Source organism: Streptosporangium sp. NPDC000396 (assembly GCF_042898655.1).
GTDB lineage: Bacteria > Actinomycetota > Actinomycetes > Streptosporangiales > Streptosporangiaceae > Streptosporangium.
Genome location: NZ_JBIAZA010000003.1, coordinates 432,343 through 448,767, shown reverse-complemented (window position 1 = coordinate 448,767; position 16,425 = coordinate 432,343). Strand labels below are relative to the sequence as shown.

Below are 16,425 nucleotides of genomic sequence, written 5' to 3'. Positions count from 1 at the left end.
TGGGGGTGCTGACACAGAACCCACATGGGTACCAACAGGAAAAACGCACCAGGCCAGCTGTGCGATCCGGAATTTCATTTGGTGGAATATCAACATGACCGTCGCCGAAGAACTGCCGAGTGAAACCGACACCGGACTGTTGCGTGAGGCCCTGGCCGAGGTCCGGCGGGTCATCGTGGGCCAGGAGCACATGGTGGAGCGGCTGCTCGTGGCGCTCCTCGCCCGGGGCCACTGCCTGCTGGAGGGCGTGCCCGGCGTCGCCAAGACCCTGGCCGCCTCCACGCTGGCCACCGTGGTGGGCGGCGACTTCGCCCGCATCCAGTTCACCCCCGACCTGGTTCCCAGCGACATCGTGGGAACGCGCGTCTACCATCCCTCCCGCGAGTCCTTCGACGTCGAGCTCGGCCCGGTGTTCGTCAACTTCCTGCTCGCCGACGAGATCAACCGCGCCCCGGCCAAGGTGCAGTCCGCGCTGCTGGAGGTCATGGCCGAGCGGCAGGTGACCCTGGCGGGACAGACCCACCCGCTGCCCAAGCCGTTCATCGTGCTGGCCACCCAGAACCCGATCGAGTCCGAGGGCGTCTACCCGCTCCCCGAGGTCCAGCGCGACCGGTTCCTCTTCAAGGTCCGCGTCGCCCATCCCACCGCCCACGAGGAGCTGGAGATCCTGCACCGGATGAGCGTGGCCCCTCCCGTCCCGAGAACGGTGCTCGACCCCGCGCGGCTGGCCGCGCTGCAGGCCATGGCCGACCAGGTCTCGGTGCACCAGCTCGTCGCCGACTACGTGGTCAGGCTCGTGATGGCCACCCGCTCCCCCGCCGAGTACGGCCTGTCCGACCTTGAGGAGAACATCGAGATCGGGGTCAGCCCCCGCGCCACGCTCGGTCTCGTCGCCGCCGGGCGCGGCCTGGCCCTGCTGCGGGGCCGTGACTATCTGCTCCCCGACGACGTCCGCGACGTGGCCGTGGACGTGATGTCCCACCGCCTGATGCTCACCTTCGACGCGCTGGCCGACGGGGTGGATCCCGAGGACGTGGTCAGGCGGATCCTGGCCGCCGTGCCCCCGCCGCTGGTCGTCTGGAACCAGGGCTCCCGATGACCGCGACCGCGACCACGGCCGAGCAGGCGCTGCGCCGGCTCGAACTGAGCATCGTCCGCCGGCTCGACGGACTGCTGCACGGTTCCTACCAGGGCTTCCTTCCGGGCCCGGGCAGCGAGTTCGGCGACAGCCGGGTCTATGTCCCCGGCGAGGACGACATCCGCCGGATGGACTGGGCGGTGACCGCCCGCACCACCGTCCCGCACGTGCGCGATCTGATCGCCGACCGGGAGCTGGAGACCTGGGCGCTGGCCGACCTGTCGCCCAGCATGGACTTCGGCACCGCCAAGATGGAGAAACGAGACCTGGTGGTGGCTGCGGTCGGCGCGGTCGGTTTCCTGTCCGGCCGGATCGGCAACCGCTTCGGCGCCTACGTCCTGCACGACGAATACGTCCACCGCATGCCCGCCAGGGGCGGCCGTCCAGCCCTGTACGGCCTGCTGCACTCGCTGATGGAGGCACCCCGGGGACGCCCCGTCACCGACGCTCCCGACCTGGCCGAGGCGATCGGGGTACTGGCCGCGGGCCGGCGCCGGCGCGGCCTGCGGGTGATCGTCTCCGATTTCCTGGACGCCGAACCCACCCTGGACCCCGGTCTGGAGCTGCCCTGGGAGCGGCCGATCCGCCGCCTGGCCGCCCGCCACCAGGTCCTCGCCATCGAGGTGATCGACCCTCGCGAGCTGGAGCTGCCGCCGGTGGGGCTGGTCAGCCTGACCGATCCGGAGTCCGGGCGGAGCCGCCAGGTCCGGCTCACCTCCAAGGTGCGCGCGGCCTACGCGGAGGCGGCCGCCGCGCAGCGGGCGATGACCCGGATGGCGCTGCGCCGTTGCGGGGTGGCGCACCTGGTGCTGCGCACCGACCGCGACTGGATCTTCGACATCGCCCAGTTCGTCCTGCGGCAGCGGCGCATGGCGCATCTGACGCACCGGCCTCCGACCTCGGGAGCGGCGCGGTGACCTTCCTATCTCCGGCCTGGCTGTGGCTGTTCGCGGCGCTCGCGCTGGCCGCGGCGGGCTACGTGGCCGCCCAGTTCGCCCGGCGCCGCTACGCCGTGCGTTTCACCAACCTGCCGCTGCTGACGCTGGTGGCCCCCTCCGGCCCGGGCTGGCGCCGGCACATCGCCCCGATGCTGTTTCTGCTGATGATGGGCCTGCTGGTGCTCGCCGCGGCCCGGCCGGCCGACTCCGTACGGGTCCCCCGCGACCGCGCGACCATCATCATCGCGCTGGACGTCTCGCTGTCGATGGAGGCCGACGACGTCCAGCCGAGCCGGATCGTCGCCGCCAAGGCGGCGGCCCAGAAGTTCGTCAGGGATCTGCCGGAACGGTTCAACGTCGGGGTGGTCGCCTTCGCCCGTTCCGCCTCGGTCGTGGTCTCCCCCACCACCGACCACCAGGCGGTGGTCACCTCGCTGGGCAATCTCACCACCCGGGCGGGCACCGCGATCGGCGAGGCGGTGTTCAACTCGCTCGACTCCATCCGCTCCTTCGACCAGCAGGCGGTCACCGATCCGCCGCCCTCCGCCGTCGTGCTGCTGTCCGACGGCGACAACACCTCGGGCCGGTCGGTGGCCGAGGCGATCGAGGCGGCGATGAACGCGCGCGTGCCGGTCTCCACGATCGCCTACGGAACCCAGGACGGCACCGTCTCGATCGACGGCCGCGACGTGAACGTGCCGGTGAACAAGGCCACCCTGCAGACCCTGTCGGACGGCACCGGCGGCCGGGCCTACGAGGCCGAGTCGGGCACCCAGCTGCGGGAGGTGTACGAGCAGATCGGCACCTCGCTCGGCTACCGCACGGTCCACCAGGAGATCAGCCAGTGGTTCGTCGTGGCGGCGATCGTGACGGGGCTGCTGGTCGCGGCGGCGACCGCGGTGCTGGGGTTGCGGCTGCCCTGAGCGGGTCACGGCCATTGGTAACGTTCTACGACGTGGCACATTACTTCGAGGAGCGTCCCGCGGCCGCCAGCCGTCCCGGCTCGGTCACGCTCGTGCTCCCCGACCTTCATCTGAGGCTGGAGACCGACAGCGGGGTCTTCTCCCCCGAACGCGTCGACCAGGGCACCCGGATCCTGCTGGAGACCGTGCCCCCTCCCCCGGCCGAGGGCGACCTGCTGGATCTGGGCTGCGGTTACGGGCCGATCGCGCTGACGATGGCCTCGCGGGCCCCCGGCGCGACGGTGTGGGCGGTGGACGTCAACCGGCGGTCGGTGGAGTTGTGCGCCAGGAACGCCCAGGCCGCCGCCCTTGACAAAGTAAGGTCGCTTCACGTCGACGAGGTCCCGCCGGAGATCCGGTTCAAGGCCATCTGGTCCAACCCCGCGATCCGCATCGGCAAGGCCGCCATGCACGAGATGCTGACCCGCTGGCTGTCCCGGCTGACCCCGGACGGCGTCGCCTATCTGGTGATCCAGAAACATCTGGGGTCCGACTCCCTGCAGCGCTGGCTGAACGAGCAGGGCTGGCCCACGACTCGCGCGGCCTCCCGGTCCTCCTACCGGATCCTTGAGGTCAAGGCGCGGGCGGCCGGTCCGGAGCGGTGAGCGAAACGACAGGCCAGGCGCGCCCCTCCCCCGGAACGAGCGCGGAACTAACCAGGAACGAACGAGGAACGGTGAACGACCGATGACCGCAAACCCGCGCAGGCAGCTGCGGCCGACCGACGTCAAGCGGCTCAACCGCACCTGGCGCAGGAACACCGGGGGGCGGCTCGCCCTGATCGTGGAGTCGGTGACCGGCCCGTTCAACATCGGTTCCATCTTCCGTACGGCCGCCGCCTTCGGGGTGGAGCGGATCTGGCTGGCGGGCAACGCCACTCCCCCGACCAATCCCAAGGCGCAGAAGACCGCGCTGGGCACCGACCGCCTGGTGGCCTGGGAGGGGCCGGTCCCCGTTCTGGAGGCCGTACGGGCCGCCAAGGACGACGGGTTCACCGTGGTCGCGGTGGAGCTGACCGGAGACGCGGTGCCGCTGCCCGAGGCGAAACTCGGCGGTGACGTGTGCCTGGTGGTGGGCAGCGAGGATCACGGCTGCTCCCCCGCGCTGCTGGAGGCCGCCGACGGCGTCTGCTACATCCCCCAGGTCGGCCGGGTGGGCTCCTTCAACGTGGCGGTCGCGACCGCGATCACAGTGGCCGAGGTCCGCCGCCAGGAGTGGTCCGGCAAGGAGCCCCCGGGCGAGGAATAAGGGCGGCTTGGGAGCCCGTGATCTAAACGTTCACCTGCCCGCGATGACGAGTCATGCCCATAACGGGCATACTCCTGCACGTGCAGCACCGTTACCCCTTCCTCGATCATCCTCTCCCGCTCGCCTTCGCCCACCGGGGCGGGGCGTCCGAGGGCCGGGAGAACACCCATGCCGCGTTCGCCCGCGCCGTGGAGCTCGGCTACTCCTACCTGGAGACCGACGCGCACGCCACCGCCGACGGGGTGCTGCTGGCCTTCCACGACCACACCCTGGACCGGGTCACCGACCGGCGCGGCCGGATCGCCGGCCTGCCCTACCGGGTGGTGCGTGAGGCGCGGATCGGGGGCGTGGACGAGATCCCGCTCATGGAGGACCTGCTGGGCTCCTGGCCGGAGGCGCGTTTCAACATCGACGTCAAGGAGGCCGAGGCCATCGCCCCGCTGGCCGAGGTGATCAAGCGGACCAACGCCTACGACAGGATCTGCGTCACCTCCTTCTCCGACGAGCGGCTGGCCCGCGCCCGTGCCGCGATCGGCCGCGAGGTGTGCTCCTCGCTCGGCCCGCGCGGTGTCGCGACCCTGCGCGCCGCCGCGGCCACCTCCGGCTACGGCCGGCTGCTGGCCCGCCTGGCGCGGGCCGGGGTGCCCTGCGCGCAGGTGCCGGTGGGCTTCCGCGGCCTGCGGATCATCACGCCCGCCTTCATCCGTACGGCGCACGCCCTCGGCATGCAGATCCACGTGTGGACGATCAACGACCCCGGGGAGATGAAGCGCCTGCTCGACCTCGGTGTGGACGGCGTGATGACCGACAACATCTCCGGCCTCCGCGAGGTGCTGGAGGCACGTGGCCAGTGGCACCCCGGCCGCATGGCCGCCTGAACGCCGCCCCAGCCGTACACCCCCCGAGAAATCCCCCCAGCGAACCGAGGACCGCCCATGACCGCCGACCAGGTCGTCGAGGACTCCCCCCAGGCCCGCCGCCGCGAACAGCGCGGCTGGTACTTCTACGACTGGGCGAACTCCGCCTTCCCCACCACGGTCCTGACGGTCTTCCTCGGCCCGTATCTGACGACGATCGCTCAGAACGCCGCCGGGGGCCGCCCCTATGTGGACGTGCTCTGGTTCGACGTGCGGCCCAGCGCCTACTACTCCTTCGTGGTGGGCGCCGCAGCCATCCTGCAGATCATCCTGATGCCCGTCGCCGGGGCCCTGGCCGACCACATCGGCCGCAAGAAGGAGCTCATGGGCCTGTTCGCCTACCTGGGCGCCGGGGCCACGATGTGCTTCTGGTTCGTCTCCGACGGGCGCTACCTGCTGGGCGGCGCGCTGTTCCTGATCGCCAACGTCTGCTTCGCCGCCGCGTTCGTCATCTACAACTCGTTCCTGCCGGAGATCGCCACGGCCGACGAGCGCGACAGGGTCTCGGCCCAGGGCTGGGGTTTCGGCTACCTCGGCGGCGGCCTGCTGCTCGCCATCAACCTCGGTCTCTTCCTCTACCACGAGTCCTTCGGCGTCTCCGAGGGCGAGGCCGTGCGCATCGCCCTGTCCTCCGCCGGCCTGTGGTGGGCCGGTTTCACGATCATCCCGCTGCTGCGGCTGCGCAACCGGCACGCGCTCGCCTCGGGCGCCGAAAGCGCCGGGCAGGCCGTGGCGGGAAGCTTCCGGCAGCTCGGCCGTACGATCAGGGACCTGCGCCGGTACCCGCTGACGCTGGGCTTCCTGGTCGCCTACCTCATCTACAACGACGGCGTGCAGACCGTCATCTCCTTCTCGGCCACCTACGCCGACAAGGAGCTGGGGCTGAGCCAGGAGGTGCGGATCGCGGCGATCCTGATGGTGCAGTTCGTCGCGTTCGGCGGTGCCCTGCTGCTCGGCCGGCTGGCCGCGTCCTACGGGGCCAAACGGGTCGTGATGGCCGCGCTGGTCGCCTGGACCGCCGTGGTGGGCGTGGCCTACTTCCTGCCCAGGGGCTCGGCGCTGCCGTTCTTCGCGCTCGGCTTCGCCATCGCCATCGTGATGGGGGGCACCCAGGCCCTGTCGCGGTCGCTGTTCTCCCACGTGATCCCGGCGGGCAAGGAGGCGGAATATTACAGCCTGTACGAGATCAGCGACAAGGGCTCGACATTCCTCGGCTCGTTCACCCTGGGCCTGGCGCTCCAGCTCACCGACAGCTACCGCCTGGGCATCGTCTCGCTGGTGATCTTCTTCGTGGTCGGCTTCGCCCTGCTGGCCGCCGTCAACCTTCCCAAGGCCATCAGGGCCGCCGGGAATCCGGTGCCGGAACGCATCTGAGAACCCCTCCGAAGGGGCGGATCGCAGACCAGGTCAAGAACGCGCGATTGGATCACCCCATGTGTGGGAATCCACACACGGTATCAAGCGTTGTACGCCGTGGGAGACGAACCCCTCACGACGGGGCCCTCAGGAGGCATTGAGACATGGGCGAGCGTGCGCTACGCGGCACCCGACTCGGGGCGACCAGCTACGAGAACGACCGCAACACCGATCTGGCTCCGCGTCAGGAGGTGTCCTACATTTGCCCGAAGGGCCATCAGTTCGACGTTCCGCTCGCCGCCGAGGCCGAGATTCCGGCGACCTGGGAATGCCGCATGTGCGGCGCGACCGGCCTGCGGGTGGACGGCGAACTGCCGGAGGCCAAGAAGGCCAAGCCCCCACGGACGCACTGGGACATGCTGCTGGAGCGCCGCACGATCGAGGACCTGGAGGAGGTACTCAACGAGCGACTGGCGATCCTGCGTGCCCAACGCCGTAAGAGCGCCTGACCGGCCGGGGCAACCGTCGTCGAAGGCCCCCGGCGTCCTTTCGGACGCCGGGGGCCTTCGACGCTCTCCCGGGCCTGTCACCGGCCTCACATCCCTCGGCCTGTCACCGGCCCCGTGCCCTCGGCCCGCCACCGGCCTCACGCCCCGCGCCCTGGAACTCCGCACACGGACCAGCCGGCCGCCTGCGGAAGCGGCCCAGTCCACTGGCACGGGATTGGACCTTAAACCGGTCCACCTGCCCCCTCTAAGATCGCTGCCATGACTGACGACGCGACGAACACGACAGCCTCCGAGAAGGCGACGGCACTGCGAGCGCTGCACGTACCGGGCAGCCCACTGGTCCTGCCCAACGTCTGGGACGCCGCGTCGGCCCGCACCGTCGAGGCGGCCGGGTTCCCCGCGGTCGCCACCGGCAGCGCCGCGATCGCCCCGGTGCTCGGATACGACGACGGGGAGGCCACACCGGTCGAGGAGATGCTCGCCGCGGTCGGCCGCATCGCCCGGTCGGTCCGCGTCCCCGTCACCGCCGACATGGAGCGCGGCTACGGGCTCAAGCCGGCGGAGCTGGTGGAACGCCTCGCCGCCACCGGCGCGGTCGGCTGCAACCTGGAAGACTCCGACCCCCGCACGGGCGAGATGGTCGACGCCGAGGAACAGGCGGCCTTCCTGGCCGCCGTCCGCGCGGCGGCCGACGGCGCGGGCATCGACCTGGTGATCAACGCGCGCGTCGACGTCCACCTGAACGGCACGGGATCACCCGCCGGCAGGCTCGCCGAATCGATCCGGCGCGGGCGCCTCTACCTGCAGGCCGGCGCCGACTGCGTCTACCCGATCCTCGTCTCCGAGGCCGGCGCGATCCGGACCCTGGCTCAGGAGATCGACGGCCCGATCAACGTCCTGTTCCGCCGCGACACCCCGTCGCTCGGGGAACTGGCCGCGCTCGGGGTGGCCCGCGTGAGCTTCGGGCACGGCCTGCACCTGGCCGTGCAGGCCTACACCGCCCAGATGATCGCGGCGATCCAGGCCGGGCGCAGCCCGTACGCCCCGGAGACCTCCGCGCCCTGACACCGGCCGGCGCCCATCGCCCACCATTTGGAAGGAAGGCGGCAAAGACAGCTCCAAAAGCCGCAACGCGGCGATTCCTGGCGGCGTTTGTCCTGTTCAGGCCCCTATGCTCGGCAGCATCTGATGACCACACCCGCTGAAGGGACATGGGTCCTCATGAGGCTTGTCGTCGACCTCAACCGCTGCCAGGGATACGCGCAGTGCGCCTTCCTCGCGCCGGACGTCTTCACCATGCACGGTGAGGAAGCACTGATGTACAACCCGAACGCCGACGAGGTGCAGCGCGAGAACGTCCTGAGGGCCGCGGCGGCCTGCCCTGTCCAGGCCATCCTCGTCGATCTGGCCGACGTGCCGCCGAGGGCGGAAGGGGACGCCGATGCCTGACAACGGATCGGCGCGCGCGTTCAGGCGTAACGGCCGCGTCGTGGTCGTCGGAGCCTCCCTGGCGGGTCTGCGTGCCGCCGAGACGCTGCGCGAGAAGGGGTTCACGGGATCGCTGACCATGATCGGCGACGAGCCGCACGATCCTTACGACCGGCCGCCGCTGTCCAAGCAGGTCCTGCTCGGCCGGATTCCGGCGGACGGCACCGCCCTGCCCCGGCGCCGCGCGCTCGACGCGCAGTGGCGGCTCGGGGTCGCGGCCACGGGGCTGGATCTGACCGAGAAAAAAGTGCGCCTGGCCGACGGCGAAGAGATCCCGTTCGACCGCCTGCTGATCGCCACCGGCACCCGGGCCCGGCCATGGGTCAGGGAGACGGAAGCCGGCCTGGACGGGGTCTTCGTCCTGCGCACCAGTGACGACGCGGCCAAGCTCAACCGGCGGCTGGCCGCCAGGCCCCGCCGGGTGCTCATCGTCGGCGCCGGGTTCACCGGCTCGGAGATCGCCTCCGCCTGCCGGGAGCGGGCGCTCGACGTCACGGTCATCGAGCGCGGGCCGGCCCCCCTCGTGGGGGCGCTCGGCGGCGTCATCGGCTCGGTCGCGGCGCAGCTGCAGCGCGAGCACGGCGTCGACCTGCGCTGCGGCATCACGCTGACCTCGCTGGAGGGCGACCTGACCGGCCGGCTCAGGTGCGCCCACCTGTCCGACGGCACCACCCTCGACACCGATGTGGCGGTGATCGCGCTCGGCGCGATGCGCAACACCGAGTGGCTCGCCGGTTCCGGGCTGGCCGCCGGCCCGCGAGGGATCGCCTGCGACGCCGGATGCCGGGCCTTCGACATCCACGGCATCGTCACCGACGACGTCTTCGTCGCCGGTGACGTCGCCCGTTCCCCCCACCCGCTCTTCGGCTACCAGTTCCTCTCCCTGGAGCACTGGGGCAACGCGGTCGCGCAGGCCGAGGTCGCCGCCCACAACATCGTCAGCTCCGGGCCCGAGCGACGCCCGCACCTGTGGGTGCCGGCCTTCTGGTCCGCCCAGTTCGGCGTCAACATCAAGTCCGTCGGCGTCCCGCCGATGGGTGACGAGCTCGTCGTCGCCCAGGGGGCGCTCGCCGAACGCCGCTTCGTCGCGGCCTACGGCTTCCAGGGCCGCGTCATCGCCGCGGTCTCCTTCGACCATGCCAGATGGCTGGACTTCTACCGGCGGATGATCGAATCCGCCACGCCGTTCCCGCCTGACTTCGCCACCGTGGACCGGCGCCCCGAAGGGCTGCGGCCGATCTCGCCCGACTTCCCGGATCCCGCCCTGCCCAGCCACGGGCCCACCGTCACCTTGAGTGGCTACTCGCCCAGCGACCAGCGGCTGACGTTCGTCCCGGCCCGTGCCTGACGGCGAGCGCCCCGCCGAACACGTTCAAGGACTCCGCCATGACGCCCGGTACCCTTCTGCAGCAGATCACCGACTACGCCAACCGCGCCGATCCCTATCCTCTCTATGCCGAGCTCCGCAGGACGCCGGTGTCGCGTCAGGATGACGGCGTCTACGTCGTCAGCACCTACTGGGAGATCCTCAGCCTGCTCCAGGATCCGCGGATCAGCTCCGACACGCGCAACCGCCTCCCGCAGGCGGACGGCGGTCTTCCCCCGGAGGAGGACACCGGGCTACCGCCCAGCTTCATCAGGCTCGACCCGCCCGAGCACGACCGGCTGCGGCGCCTGGCCACACGGCCGTTCGGGCCGCCGAAGAGCCCCAGGCGGGTCCACAACATGCGCGGCGAGCTGGCCCGGATGGTCTCCGGCCTGATCGACGGTTTCCAGGGCAGGGACCAGGCCGACATCGTCGACGACTTCGCCTACCCCTTCCCCGTGATGGTGATCTGCAAGCTCCTCGGGGTTCCCCACGAGGACGAGGCGCGCTTCCACGCCTGGGCCGAGACGATCATCTCCGCCCTCGACCCCAACCCCGCCGAGGGCCCCGCCGAACGGCAGCGCACCGTCCAGCAGGCCCGCTCCGAGATGGGGCTGTACCTCGCCGGGCTCATCGAAGAGCACCGCCGCGCGCCCGGCGACGACATGCTCTCCGCACTGGTCACCGACCACGACAGCCCCGACGGGCAGATGTCGCCGGTGGAGCTGGTCATCACCGCCATCCTGCTCCTCATCGCCGGCCACGAGACCACCGTCAACCTCATCACCAACGGGATGCTCACCCTGTTGCGCCACCCCGACGTGCTCAAGCGGCTGCGCGAGGAGCCCGGCCTGGCCATCCCGCTGGTGGAGGAGCTGCTGCGCTACGAACCGCCGGTGCAGCTGCTGCCGCAGCGCACCACCCTGGCCGACATCGACATCGCCGGCACCACCATTCCCAGGGGCGCGACGATCTGGCTCGCCCTGGCCTCCGGCAACCGGGACCCTCAGCGCTTCCCCGATCCCGACCGGTTCGATCCCGAGCGCCATGACAACCAGCATCTGGGCTTCGGCAACGGCATCCACTACTGCTTCGGCGCGCCGCTCGCCCGGCTGGAGGCGCAGATCGCGCTGACCGAACTCGCCCGCCGGCTCGGCAACCCCCGGCTCGTGGAGGATCCGCCGCCGTACCGGCAGAACGCGGTCCTCCGCGGCCCCCGCCATCTCCAGGTCGCCTTCGACGGCCTGCTGGCGTAGCTCCGGCCGGCCCCGGGCACACCGGGAACCGGCCGGAGGCGCGGAAGACCGGCGAACGGGCCGGCCTTCCGGCGGTCAGAGCCTGTTTCGTGGACCCTTCCGCCTACCGCGGTCGCCCTAGCGGCAGGGGGTGTAGGGGGTGTCCTTGAGGGCCTGGTCGCTGCCCTTCTTGATGGCGTTGAAGTTCCAGGTGGAGGAGTTGGCCTTCGAGCAGAAGCTCGACGGGGACTTCTTGTACTCGACCTGGAAGACCGGCTTGCCCGCCTTGACGAAGAGCTTGAGGTCGTCGCACTCGCTGAACTCGAAGCACTGCTCGTTGACCGCGTAGTCGAAGGAGTCCACCAGCTCGTCGATCTGACTGAGGTCGTTCTTGAGCGCGACCGACAGGTTGTAGCGGTGGGCCAGGTTGGCCAGGGCCTTGTTGTAGATGAGCTGGGTGGCGGGGCTGATGTCCCAGCCGGTCGTCTCCTTGCCCTCCTCGTGGGTGTTGACGACGTCGAACTCGACACCGTCGAAGCCGGCCTGCACGCACTTGGCCACCCGCGCCTCCTGCATCTTCAGCAGGAAGTCGCGCTGGCCCTTGTCGTTGTTGATGTTGGCGTAGTTCTCGTCGGGGAAGTCCGGGTAGGCGTTGCCGATCAGGGAGTTGCCATGGGCCTTGTCCCAGTCCACGAACTGCTGGTAGTCGGGACGGCCCTTCTCGACGCTGCCCGCGTCGACGTAGCAGATCGCCTTCGCGCCCTGGGCGTGGATGGCCCGGACGGCGGCGGTGTTGAGGGTGTGGTTGTTTCCGACCACGTTCGCGTCGGCGTACAGGTCGATGTCGAAGACCTGCGGCTTGACACAGGTGGAGCCGTTGGCCGGCTTGGCGCAGATGTTGACGTTGATGCCCCCGGTGGAGGCGTAGGCCGCGTTGCCGGAGAGCTGGTACTGCCAGCGGGCGTTGACCGGCGGGCGCCAGATCGGGCCTGCCTTGGCCTCAGCGGGCCTCGCGGCCTCGGCGGGCCCCGCCGCGAAGGCCGCCGACGGCGCCGCCGCGGAGACGGCCGCCAGAAGAGCTACGACGAAGGCTCGAATTCTCATGCGAGCTTCCCCCATTCCGTATAGCGGAATTAATTTCCGCCCAATAGGCAACCAGTCTTTCCTCGGCAGCGTCAAGACCCGATCTTCTAGTGGTCGATCTCCTCGGCGACGATCTCGCGCAGCCGGGTCGCCACCTCCACCAGCCGGACCTGCGGGAAACGGTCCTTGGGCGCCGTCACGCTGATCCCCGCGACCGGCGTGGACCTGCCGAGGAAGATCGGCACGGCGGCGCAGCGCACCCCGTCCTCACTCTCCTCCAGGTCGAGGGCGTATCCCTGCTCGCGGATGAGACGCATCTCCTCGGCGAGCCGTCCGGGGGAGGTGATGGTGTGCCGGGTGCGCGCGGACAGCGGCCCGTGCATGGAGGCCCACAGCTGGACGGCCTCGTCCGTCGGATAGGTCCAGGACAGCAGGGCCTTGCCCACCCCGGTCGCGTGGGCCGGATTCCGCCCGCCGATCACCGAGCTCATCGTGATGGCGTGCAGGGCCTCGACCTTGTCGAGATAGACGATCTCGACTCCGTCCAGCACCGCCATGTGCACGGTCTCGTTGAACTCCGCGCGCAGCCGCAGCAGCACGGGGTGGACCAGGGCGCGCAGGTCGAGCCGGTCGTAGTAGCGGAACGCGGCGGCCAGCATCTCCGTGCCGAGGAAGTACCGCCCGTTCGGCTCGGGCTGGGCGGCGAACCCCCGGTGTTTGAGCGCGCTGAGCAGCCGGTGCAGAGAGCTGCGCGGCAGGCCGGAACGTGCCACGAGCTCCTCCAGCGTCGCGCCCTGCCCGCTCTCCGACAGCAGCTGGATGATGCGCAGGGCACGGTCGACGCTTCCCACCGGGGACTCTTTCTCAGTCACAGCGCTCCTTTTCCGAGGTTTCCGTATTACGGAATACTAGCCCGTACTGTGGATGGCTGCTAGATTCTGCTCGTTCCCGTGCCCGGACGACGAGATGACCGCGGTGCACGGGGCCGCCCCGCCGGAAGGCGTTCGCCGGCGAGCGACCGCCCGGTCGGGCGACGCCTGCCTGTCCATGATCTCTCTGTGCGGCCCCGTCGGGGGAGGGGGCCGCACAGAGATCTATCCCTTGACGGCTCCGGTCAGCGCCTGGACGAAGCGGCGCTGACCGACGACGAAGACGACGAAGACCGGAACGGTGGTCAGCACGGTGCCGGCCATGATCTGGGCCCAGTCGGCGCGGTGCTGGCCCTGGAAGGTGGCCAGCCCCACCTGGAGCGTGTAGCTCTCGTCGGAGGAGATCGCCACCAGCGGCCAGAACAGGTCGTTCCAGGAGTAGATGAACGTGATCATAGCCAGGGCGGCGACCGCCGGGCGGGCCACCGGCAGCACCACGCGGAAGAACATCCCCCAGCGCGAGCAGCCGTCCATGCGCGCCGCCTCCTCCAGTTCCCTGGGGAAGGACTGGAAGAACGACGTCATCAGGTAGACCCCCAGCGCCGAGGCGAGCTGGGGCACGATCAGCGCGCCCAGCGTGTTGATCAGGTTCAGCTTGGTGAAGATCAGGAAGGTCGGGATGACGGTGAGCTGGAAGGGGATCACCATCGTCGCGATCAGCATGAAGAGCGCGATCTTGCGCCCCGCGAAGCGCAGCCTGGCGTAGCCGTACCCGGCCAGCGTGCACAGCACGATCTGGGAGACCACGATGATTCCGGTCACGATCACGCTGTTGAGAAACCACCGGGGGAACTGGGAGCCGGCCAGCACCTTCCGGTAGCCGGTCAGGTCGATTCCCTCCGGGATGAGCGGCGGCGGGAAACGGTGCAGTTCGACGCTCGTCATTACGGAGCTGAGCAGCATGTAGACGAACGGCGCCACCATCAGCAGCGACAGCGGGGCGAGGATGAGGTGACGTCTCACCGCAGCAGTCCTTTCCGGCCTCCGAGGAGCAGCACGAGGCCGATCACGGCGATGGTCCCCGCGAAGAGCGTGTAGGCGACGGCGGCACCGTACCCGGCGGTAAAGAAATCGAAGGCGAGCTGCCAGACGTAGTACACGATCGTGATCGTGGAGTTGACCGGGCCGCCCTTGGTGGTGGTGAGGATCAGGTCGAAGAACTGCAGCGTGTCGATCAGTCCCCAGACCCCCAGGAAGAGGGTGACGGACCGCACCGACGGCACGACGATGCGGCGGAACGTCGTCACGGGGCCCGCCCCGTCCAGCGAGGCGGCCTCCATGACCTCCTTCGGGATCTCCTGGAGGGCGGCGAGATAGATCACCACGTTGAAGCCGAGCTGCGTCCAGACGAAAACGGCGGCGATCACGTAGATCGCCTGCGACGGATCGTCGAGAAAGCCCTGGGCGGGCAGCCCGGCACTGGTGATCAGGCCGTTCAGGACGCCGAAGTCCTTGTCGAAGACATAGGCCATGACGAGGCCGACGGCGGCCTTCGAGGCGATGAAGGGCGCCAGGAAGCAGGCTCGGTAGACCCCGATCCCCCTGATCGGCTTGTTCAGCAGCTGGGCGACGAGCAACGCGGACACCAGCGACACGGGAATGTAGATCGCCATGAGCGTCAGCGTGTTGCGGATCGCCTCCCAGAAGAGCGGGTCCTGGGCGAGCGCCCGGTAGTTGTCGAGGCCGACGTCCTGGCCTCCGGTCACCAGGTCGGAGTCGGTGAACGACAGGCGCAGAGCCCAGCCCATGGGGATGATCGCGAAGCCCAGCACCAGCAGGGTCGACGGCCCGGCGAAGGACCAACCGACGATGCTTTCGCGGACTCGGCGAGCCCGGCGGACCGACTGCCCGCGGGAGGTCCCGGTGATCACGGCGGGGGCGGCGGGCGCGCTCATTGGCCGGGCACCGCGAGAACGGCGTCGGACTTGACGGCCGCCTCGTCCAGGGCGGACTTCGGATCCTTGCGCCCGATGAGCACCGCGGCGATGGCCTCGGCCACGTAGGCGGAGACCCGCGGATACTTGGTGGAGGCGGGGCGCACCTGCTTGGCGTTGACCAGGTTGTCGGTCACCACCTGAATGCCCGGATATTTCGCGACGAAGTCCTTGTATCCCGGCAGTGCGGTGATCGACTTACGGGTCGGCAGCGAACCGGTGTCCTTCATCCAGACCATCTGCTGCTCGGGGGCGGTGAGCCAGGCGAGGAACTCGACCGAGGCCTTGACGCGGTCTTCTCCCCGGTCCAGGACGACCCAGTTGTCCGGCCCGGAGATCGTCTGGTGGTCCCCGCCGGTCCCCGGCAGCACGGCGATGCCGAAGTCGACCTTCGCCTTCTGCAGGTCGGGCAGGACCCACGGACCGGCGAGCATGAGGCCGAGGCGACCCGACTCGAAGAGCTTCTGCCCCTTCTCCGCCGGGCTCGAATCCACGTAGACCGACTTGTCGACCACCGCCATCTGCTGGAGCACGGTCAGCGCCTGCACCCCGGCCGGGGAGTTGAAGGCGGCCTTCTTGTCTCCGGGGGCGAGGATCTGGCCACCGTTCTGCCACAGCAGGGGCCACAGGCCCCAGGTGGTCTCCTCACCGCCGCTGACCGCCCAGGTGGTGCCGTAGGTCTTGGTCGCGGGGTCGGTCATCGAGCGGGCCATGGCCCGGAAGTCGTCCCAGGTCCAGTCCTTCGACGGCTCCTTGAGCCCGGCCTTGGCCAGCAGTTTCCTGTTGTAGAGGACGGCGAGGTCGTCCACCACGGCGGGAAAGCCGATGACCTTGTCCCTCACCGTGACCGTCGCGCGGGTGTTGGGCCAGAAGTCGTCCCAGCCGACCTTCGGATCCTTGACGTAGGACGTCAGGTCGACGGCCTTGGGACTGCGGGCGATATTGGCGCTCCACGAGCCGTACATGTAGGCGATGTCGGGATAGGTGTCGGCGGCCAGTGCCGTCGTCACCTTGGGGAGCATCGCGTCCGCGGTGACGCCGCCGGAGTCGGTGGTCACCTTGATCGTGGGGTGTGTCCGGTTGAACTCGGCGACCAGTTTCTCGACGGAGTCCGCCGAGGTGTCCTCCTGGCCGTGCCACATCGTGATTTCGACGGTTCCCGGAGACCGGCCCCCCTGACCGGCGCCGCCGGTCTCACCGGAGGAGCAGGCGGCGGCGCAGGCGAGCATCGCGGCCGTCATCAATGCGATCTTCTTCATGCGGTCCCCTGAGGGCGAGAATTCCGCAATACGGAATTGCTTTCCGAATTCTGGCCAAGCTAA

At 69.7% G+C, this 16,425-nt stretch carries 17 protein-coding genes; 12 read left to right on the top strand and 5 right to left on the bottom strand.

Translation table 11 applies throughout. The features are described 5' to 3' along the window. Window positions 1-94: 94 nt before the first annotated feature. The 12 genes from ACFY2X_RS06990 to ACFY2X_RS06935 all read left to right on the top strand — a co-directional run bounded on the left by ACFY2X_RS06990 (window position 95) and on the right by ACFY2X_RS06935 (window position 11,178). On the top strand, window positions 95-1,099 hold the full coding sequence (locus tag ACFY2X_RS06990) for an AAA family ATPase (RefSeq protein ID WP_389933492.1): 1,005 nt from the start codon (window positions 95-97) through the stop codon (window positions 1,097-1,099). Continuing rightward, the gene (locus ACFY2X_RS06985) at window positions 1,096-2,055 is read left to right on the top strand and encodes a DUF58 domain-containing protein (RefSeq protein ID WP_389933489.1); all 960 of its coding nucleotides are present in this window, start codon (window positions 1,096-1,098) and stop codon (window positions 2,053-2,055) included. The genes ACFY2X_RS06990 and ACFY2X_RS06985 overlap by 4 nt, the downstream gene beginning before the upstream one ends. Beyond that, window positions 2,052-2,999 carry a VWA domain-containing protein gene (locus tag ACFY2X_RS06980; protein WP_389933487.1) on the top strand — a complete coding sequence of 316 codons (948 nt, stop codon included), beginning with the start codon at window positions 2,052-2,054 and terminating at the stop codon, window positions 2,997-2,999. Before ACFY2X_RS06985 ends, ACFY2X_RS06980 begins: the two co-directional genes overlap by 4 nt. A 32-nt stretch (window positions 3,000-3,031) precedes the next feature. After that, the gene (locus ACFY2X_RS06975) at window positions 3,032-3,643 is read left to right on the top strand and encodes a class I SAM-dependent methyltransferase (RefSeq protein WP_389933484.1); all 612 of its coding nucleotides are present in this window, start codon (window positions 3,032-3,034) and stop codon (window positions 3,641-3,643) included. Window positions 3,644-3,725: 82 nt separating this feature from the next. Then, window positions 3,726-4,286 (top strand): TrmH family RNA methyltransferase, encoded by a 561-nt coding sequence (locus ACFY2X_RS06970; RefSeq protein ID WP_389933480.1) that lies wholly within the window; start codon window positions 3,726-3,728, stop codon window positions 4,284-4,286. Between the two features lie 80 nt (window positions 4,287-4,366). Continuing rightward, window positions 4,367-5,164 carry a glycerophosphodiester phosphodiesterase gene (locus ACFY2X_RS06965; protein WP_389933478.1) on the top strand — a complete coding sequence of 266 codons (798 nt, stop codon included), beginning with the start codon at window positions 4,367-4,369 and terminating at the stop codon, window positions 5,162-5,164. Between the two features lie 57 nt (window positions 5,165-5,221). Next, the gene (locus tag ACFY2X_RS06960; RefSeq protein ID WP_389933475.1) at window positions 5,222-6,577 is read left to right on the top strand and encodes an MFS transporter; all 1,356 of its coding nucleotides are present in this window, start codon (window positions 5,222-5,224) and stop codon (window positions 6,575-6,577) included. A 146-nt stretch (window positions 6,578-6,723) separates the two neighbouring features. Then, on the top strand, window positions 6,724-7,068 hold the full coding sequence (locus ACFY2X_RS06955; protein ID WP_389933472.1) for an RNA polymerase-binding protein RbpA: 345 nt from the start codon (window positions 6,724-6,726) through the stop codon (window positions 7,066-7,068). Between the two features lie 258 nt (window positions 7,069-7,326). Beyond that, the gene (locus tag ACFY2X_RS06950) at window positions 7,327-8,133 is read left to right on the top strand and encodes an isocitrate lyase/phosphoenolpyruvate mutase family protein (protein ID WP_389933469.1); all 807 of its coding nucleotides are present in this window, start codon (window positions 7,327-7,329) and stop codon (window positions 8,131-8,133) included. Window positions 8,134-8,289: 156 nt separating this feature from the next. Then, complete coding sequence (locus ACFY2X_RS06945; RefSeq protein ID WP_389933467.1) at window positions 8,290-8,517, top strand: ferredoxin; 228 nt, start codon at window positions 8,290-8,292, stop codon at window positions 8,515-8,517. Next, window positions 8,510-9,904 carry an NAD(P)/FAD-dependent oxidoreductase gene (locus tag ACFY2X_RS06940; RefSeq protein ID WP_389933464.1) on the top strand — a complete coding sequence of 465 codons (1,395 nt, stop codon included), beginning with the start codon at window positions 8,510-8,512 and terminating at the stop codon, window positions 9,902-9,904. Before ACFY2X_RS06945 ends, ACFY2X_RS06940 begins: the two co-directional genes overlap by 8 nt. Window positions 9,905-9,942: 38 nt before the next feature. Beyond that, a complete protein-coding gene (locus ACFY2X_RS06935; RefSeq protein ID WP_389933461.1) occupies window positions 9,943-11,178 on the top strand; it encodes a cytochrome P450 in 1,236 nt (411 codons plus the stop codon). A gap of 117 nt (window positions 11,179-11,295) precedes the next feature. Here ACFY2X_RS06935 and ACFY2X_RS06930 read toward each other — a convergent pair whose 3' ends face one another. From ACFY2X_RS06930 to ACFY2X_RS06910, 5 genes are all read right to left on the bottom strand, one after another. After that, a complete protein-coding gene (locus ACFY2X_RS06930; protein ID WP_389933458.1) occupies window positions 11,296-12,261 on the bottom strand; it encodes an endo alpha-1,4 polygalactosaminidase in 966 nt (321 codons plus the stop codon). 86 nt (window positions 12,262-12,347) lie between these two features. Further along, window positions 12,348-13,112: an IclR family transcriptional regulator gene (locus tag ACFY2X_RS06925; RefSeq protein WP_389933455.1), complete on the bottom strand. Its 765-nt coding sequence runs from the start codon at window positions 13,110-13,112 to the stop codon at window positions 12,348-12,350. A 222-nt stretch (window positions 13,113-13,334) separates the two neighbouring features. Further along, window positions 13,335-14,132, bottom strand: a complete 798-nt coding sequence (locus ACFY2X_RS06920) for a carbohydrate ABC transporter permease (RefSeq protein ID WP_389933452.1) — start codon at window positions 14,130-14,132, stop codon at window positions 13,335-13,337. Beyond that, window positions 14,129-15,064 carry a carbohydrate ABC transporter permease gene (locus ACFY2X_RS06915; protein WP_389933450.1) on the bottom strand — a complete coding sequence of 312 codons (936 nt, stop codon included), beginning with the start codon at window positions 15,062-15,064 and terminating at the stop codon, window positions 14,129-14,131. Before ACFY2X_RS06915 ends, ACFY2X_RS06920 begins: the two co-directional genes overlap by 4 nt. Beyond that, entirely contained in the window at window positions 15,061-16,362 is a 1,302-nt protein-coding gene (locus ACFY2X_RS06910; protein ID WP_389933447.1) for an ABC transporter substrate-binding protein, read from the bottom strand. Before ACFY2X_RS06910 ends, ACFY2X_RS06915 begins: the two co-directional genes overlap by 4 nt. Window positions 16,363-16,425: the final 63 nt, after the last annotated feature.

Bases quoted from the DNA above. Each gene is read 5' to 3' on its own strand.
- ACFY2X_RS06915 (WP_389933450.1), bottom strand. From the start codon at position 15,064: ATGAGCGCGCCCGCCGCCCCCGCCGTGATCACCGGGACCTCCCGCGGG.
- ACFY2X_RS06935 (WP_389933461.1), top strand. From the start codon at position 9,943: ATGACGCCCGGTACCCTTCTGCAGCAGATCACCGACTACGCCAACCGC.
- ACFY2X_RS06960 (WP_389933475.1), top strand. From the start codon at position 5,222: ATGACCGCCGACCAGGTCGTCGAGGACTCCCCCCAGGCCCGCCGCCGC.
- ACFY2X_RS06985 (WP_389933489.1), top strand. From the start codon at position 1,096: ATGACCGCGACCGCGACCACGGCCGAGCAGGCGCTGCGCCGGCTCGAA.
- ACFY2X_RS06950 (WP_389933469.1), top strand. From the start codon at position 7,327: ATGACTGACGACGCGACGAACACGACAGCCTCCGAGAAGGCGACGGCA.
- ACFY2X_RS06990 (WP_389933492.1), top strand. From the start codon at position 95: ATGACCGTCGCCGAAGAACTGCCGAGTGAAACCGACACCGGACTGTTG.
- ACFY2X_RS06955 (WP_389933472.1), top strand. From the start codon at position 6,724: ATGGGCGAGCGTGCGCTACGCGGCACCCGACTCGGGGCGACCAGCTAC.
- ACFY2X_RS06910 (WP_389933447.1), bottom strand. From the start codon at position 16,362: ATGAAGAAGATCGCATTGATGACGGCCGCGATGCTCGCCTGCGCCGCC.
- ACFY2X_RS06930 (WP_389933458.1), bottom strand. From the start codon at position 12,261: ATGAGAATTCGAGCCTTCGTCGTAGCTCTTCTGGCGGCCGTCTCCGCG.
- ACFY2X_RS06945 (WP_389933467.1), top strand. From the start codon at position 8,290: ATGAGGCTTGTCGTCGACCTCAACCGCTGCCAGGGATACGCGCAGTGC.
- ACFY2X_RS06940 (WP_389933464.1), top strand. From the start codon at position 8,510: ATGCCTGACAACGGATCGGCGCGCGCGTTCAGGCGTAACGGCCGCGTC.
- ACFY2X_RS06970 (WP_389933480.1), top strand. From the start codon at position 3,726: ATGACCGCAAACCCGCGCAGGCAGCTGCGGCCGACCGACGTCAAGCGG.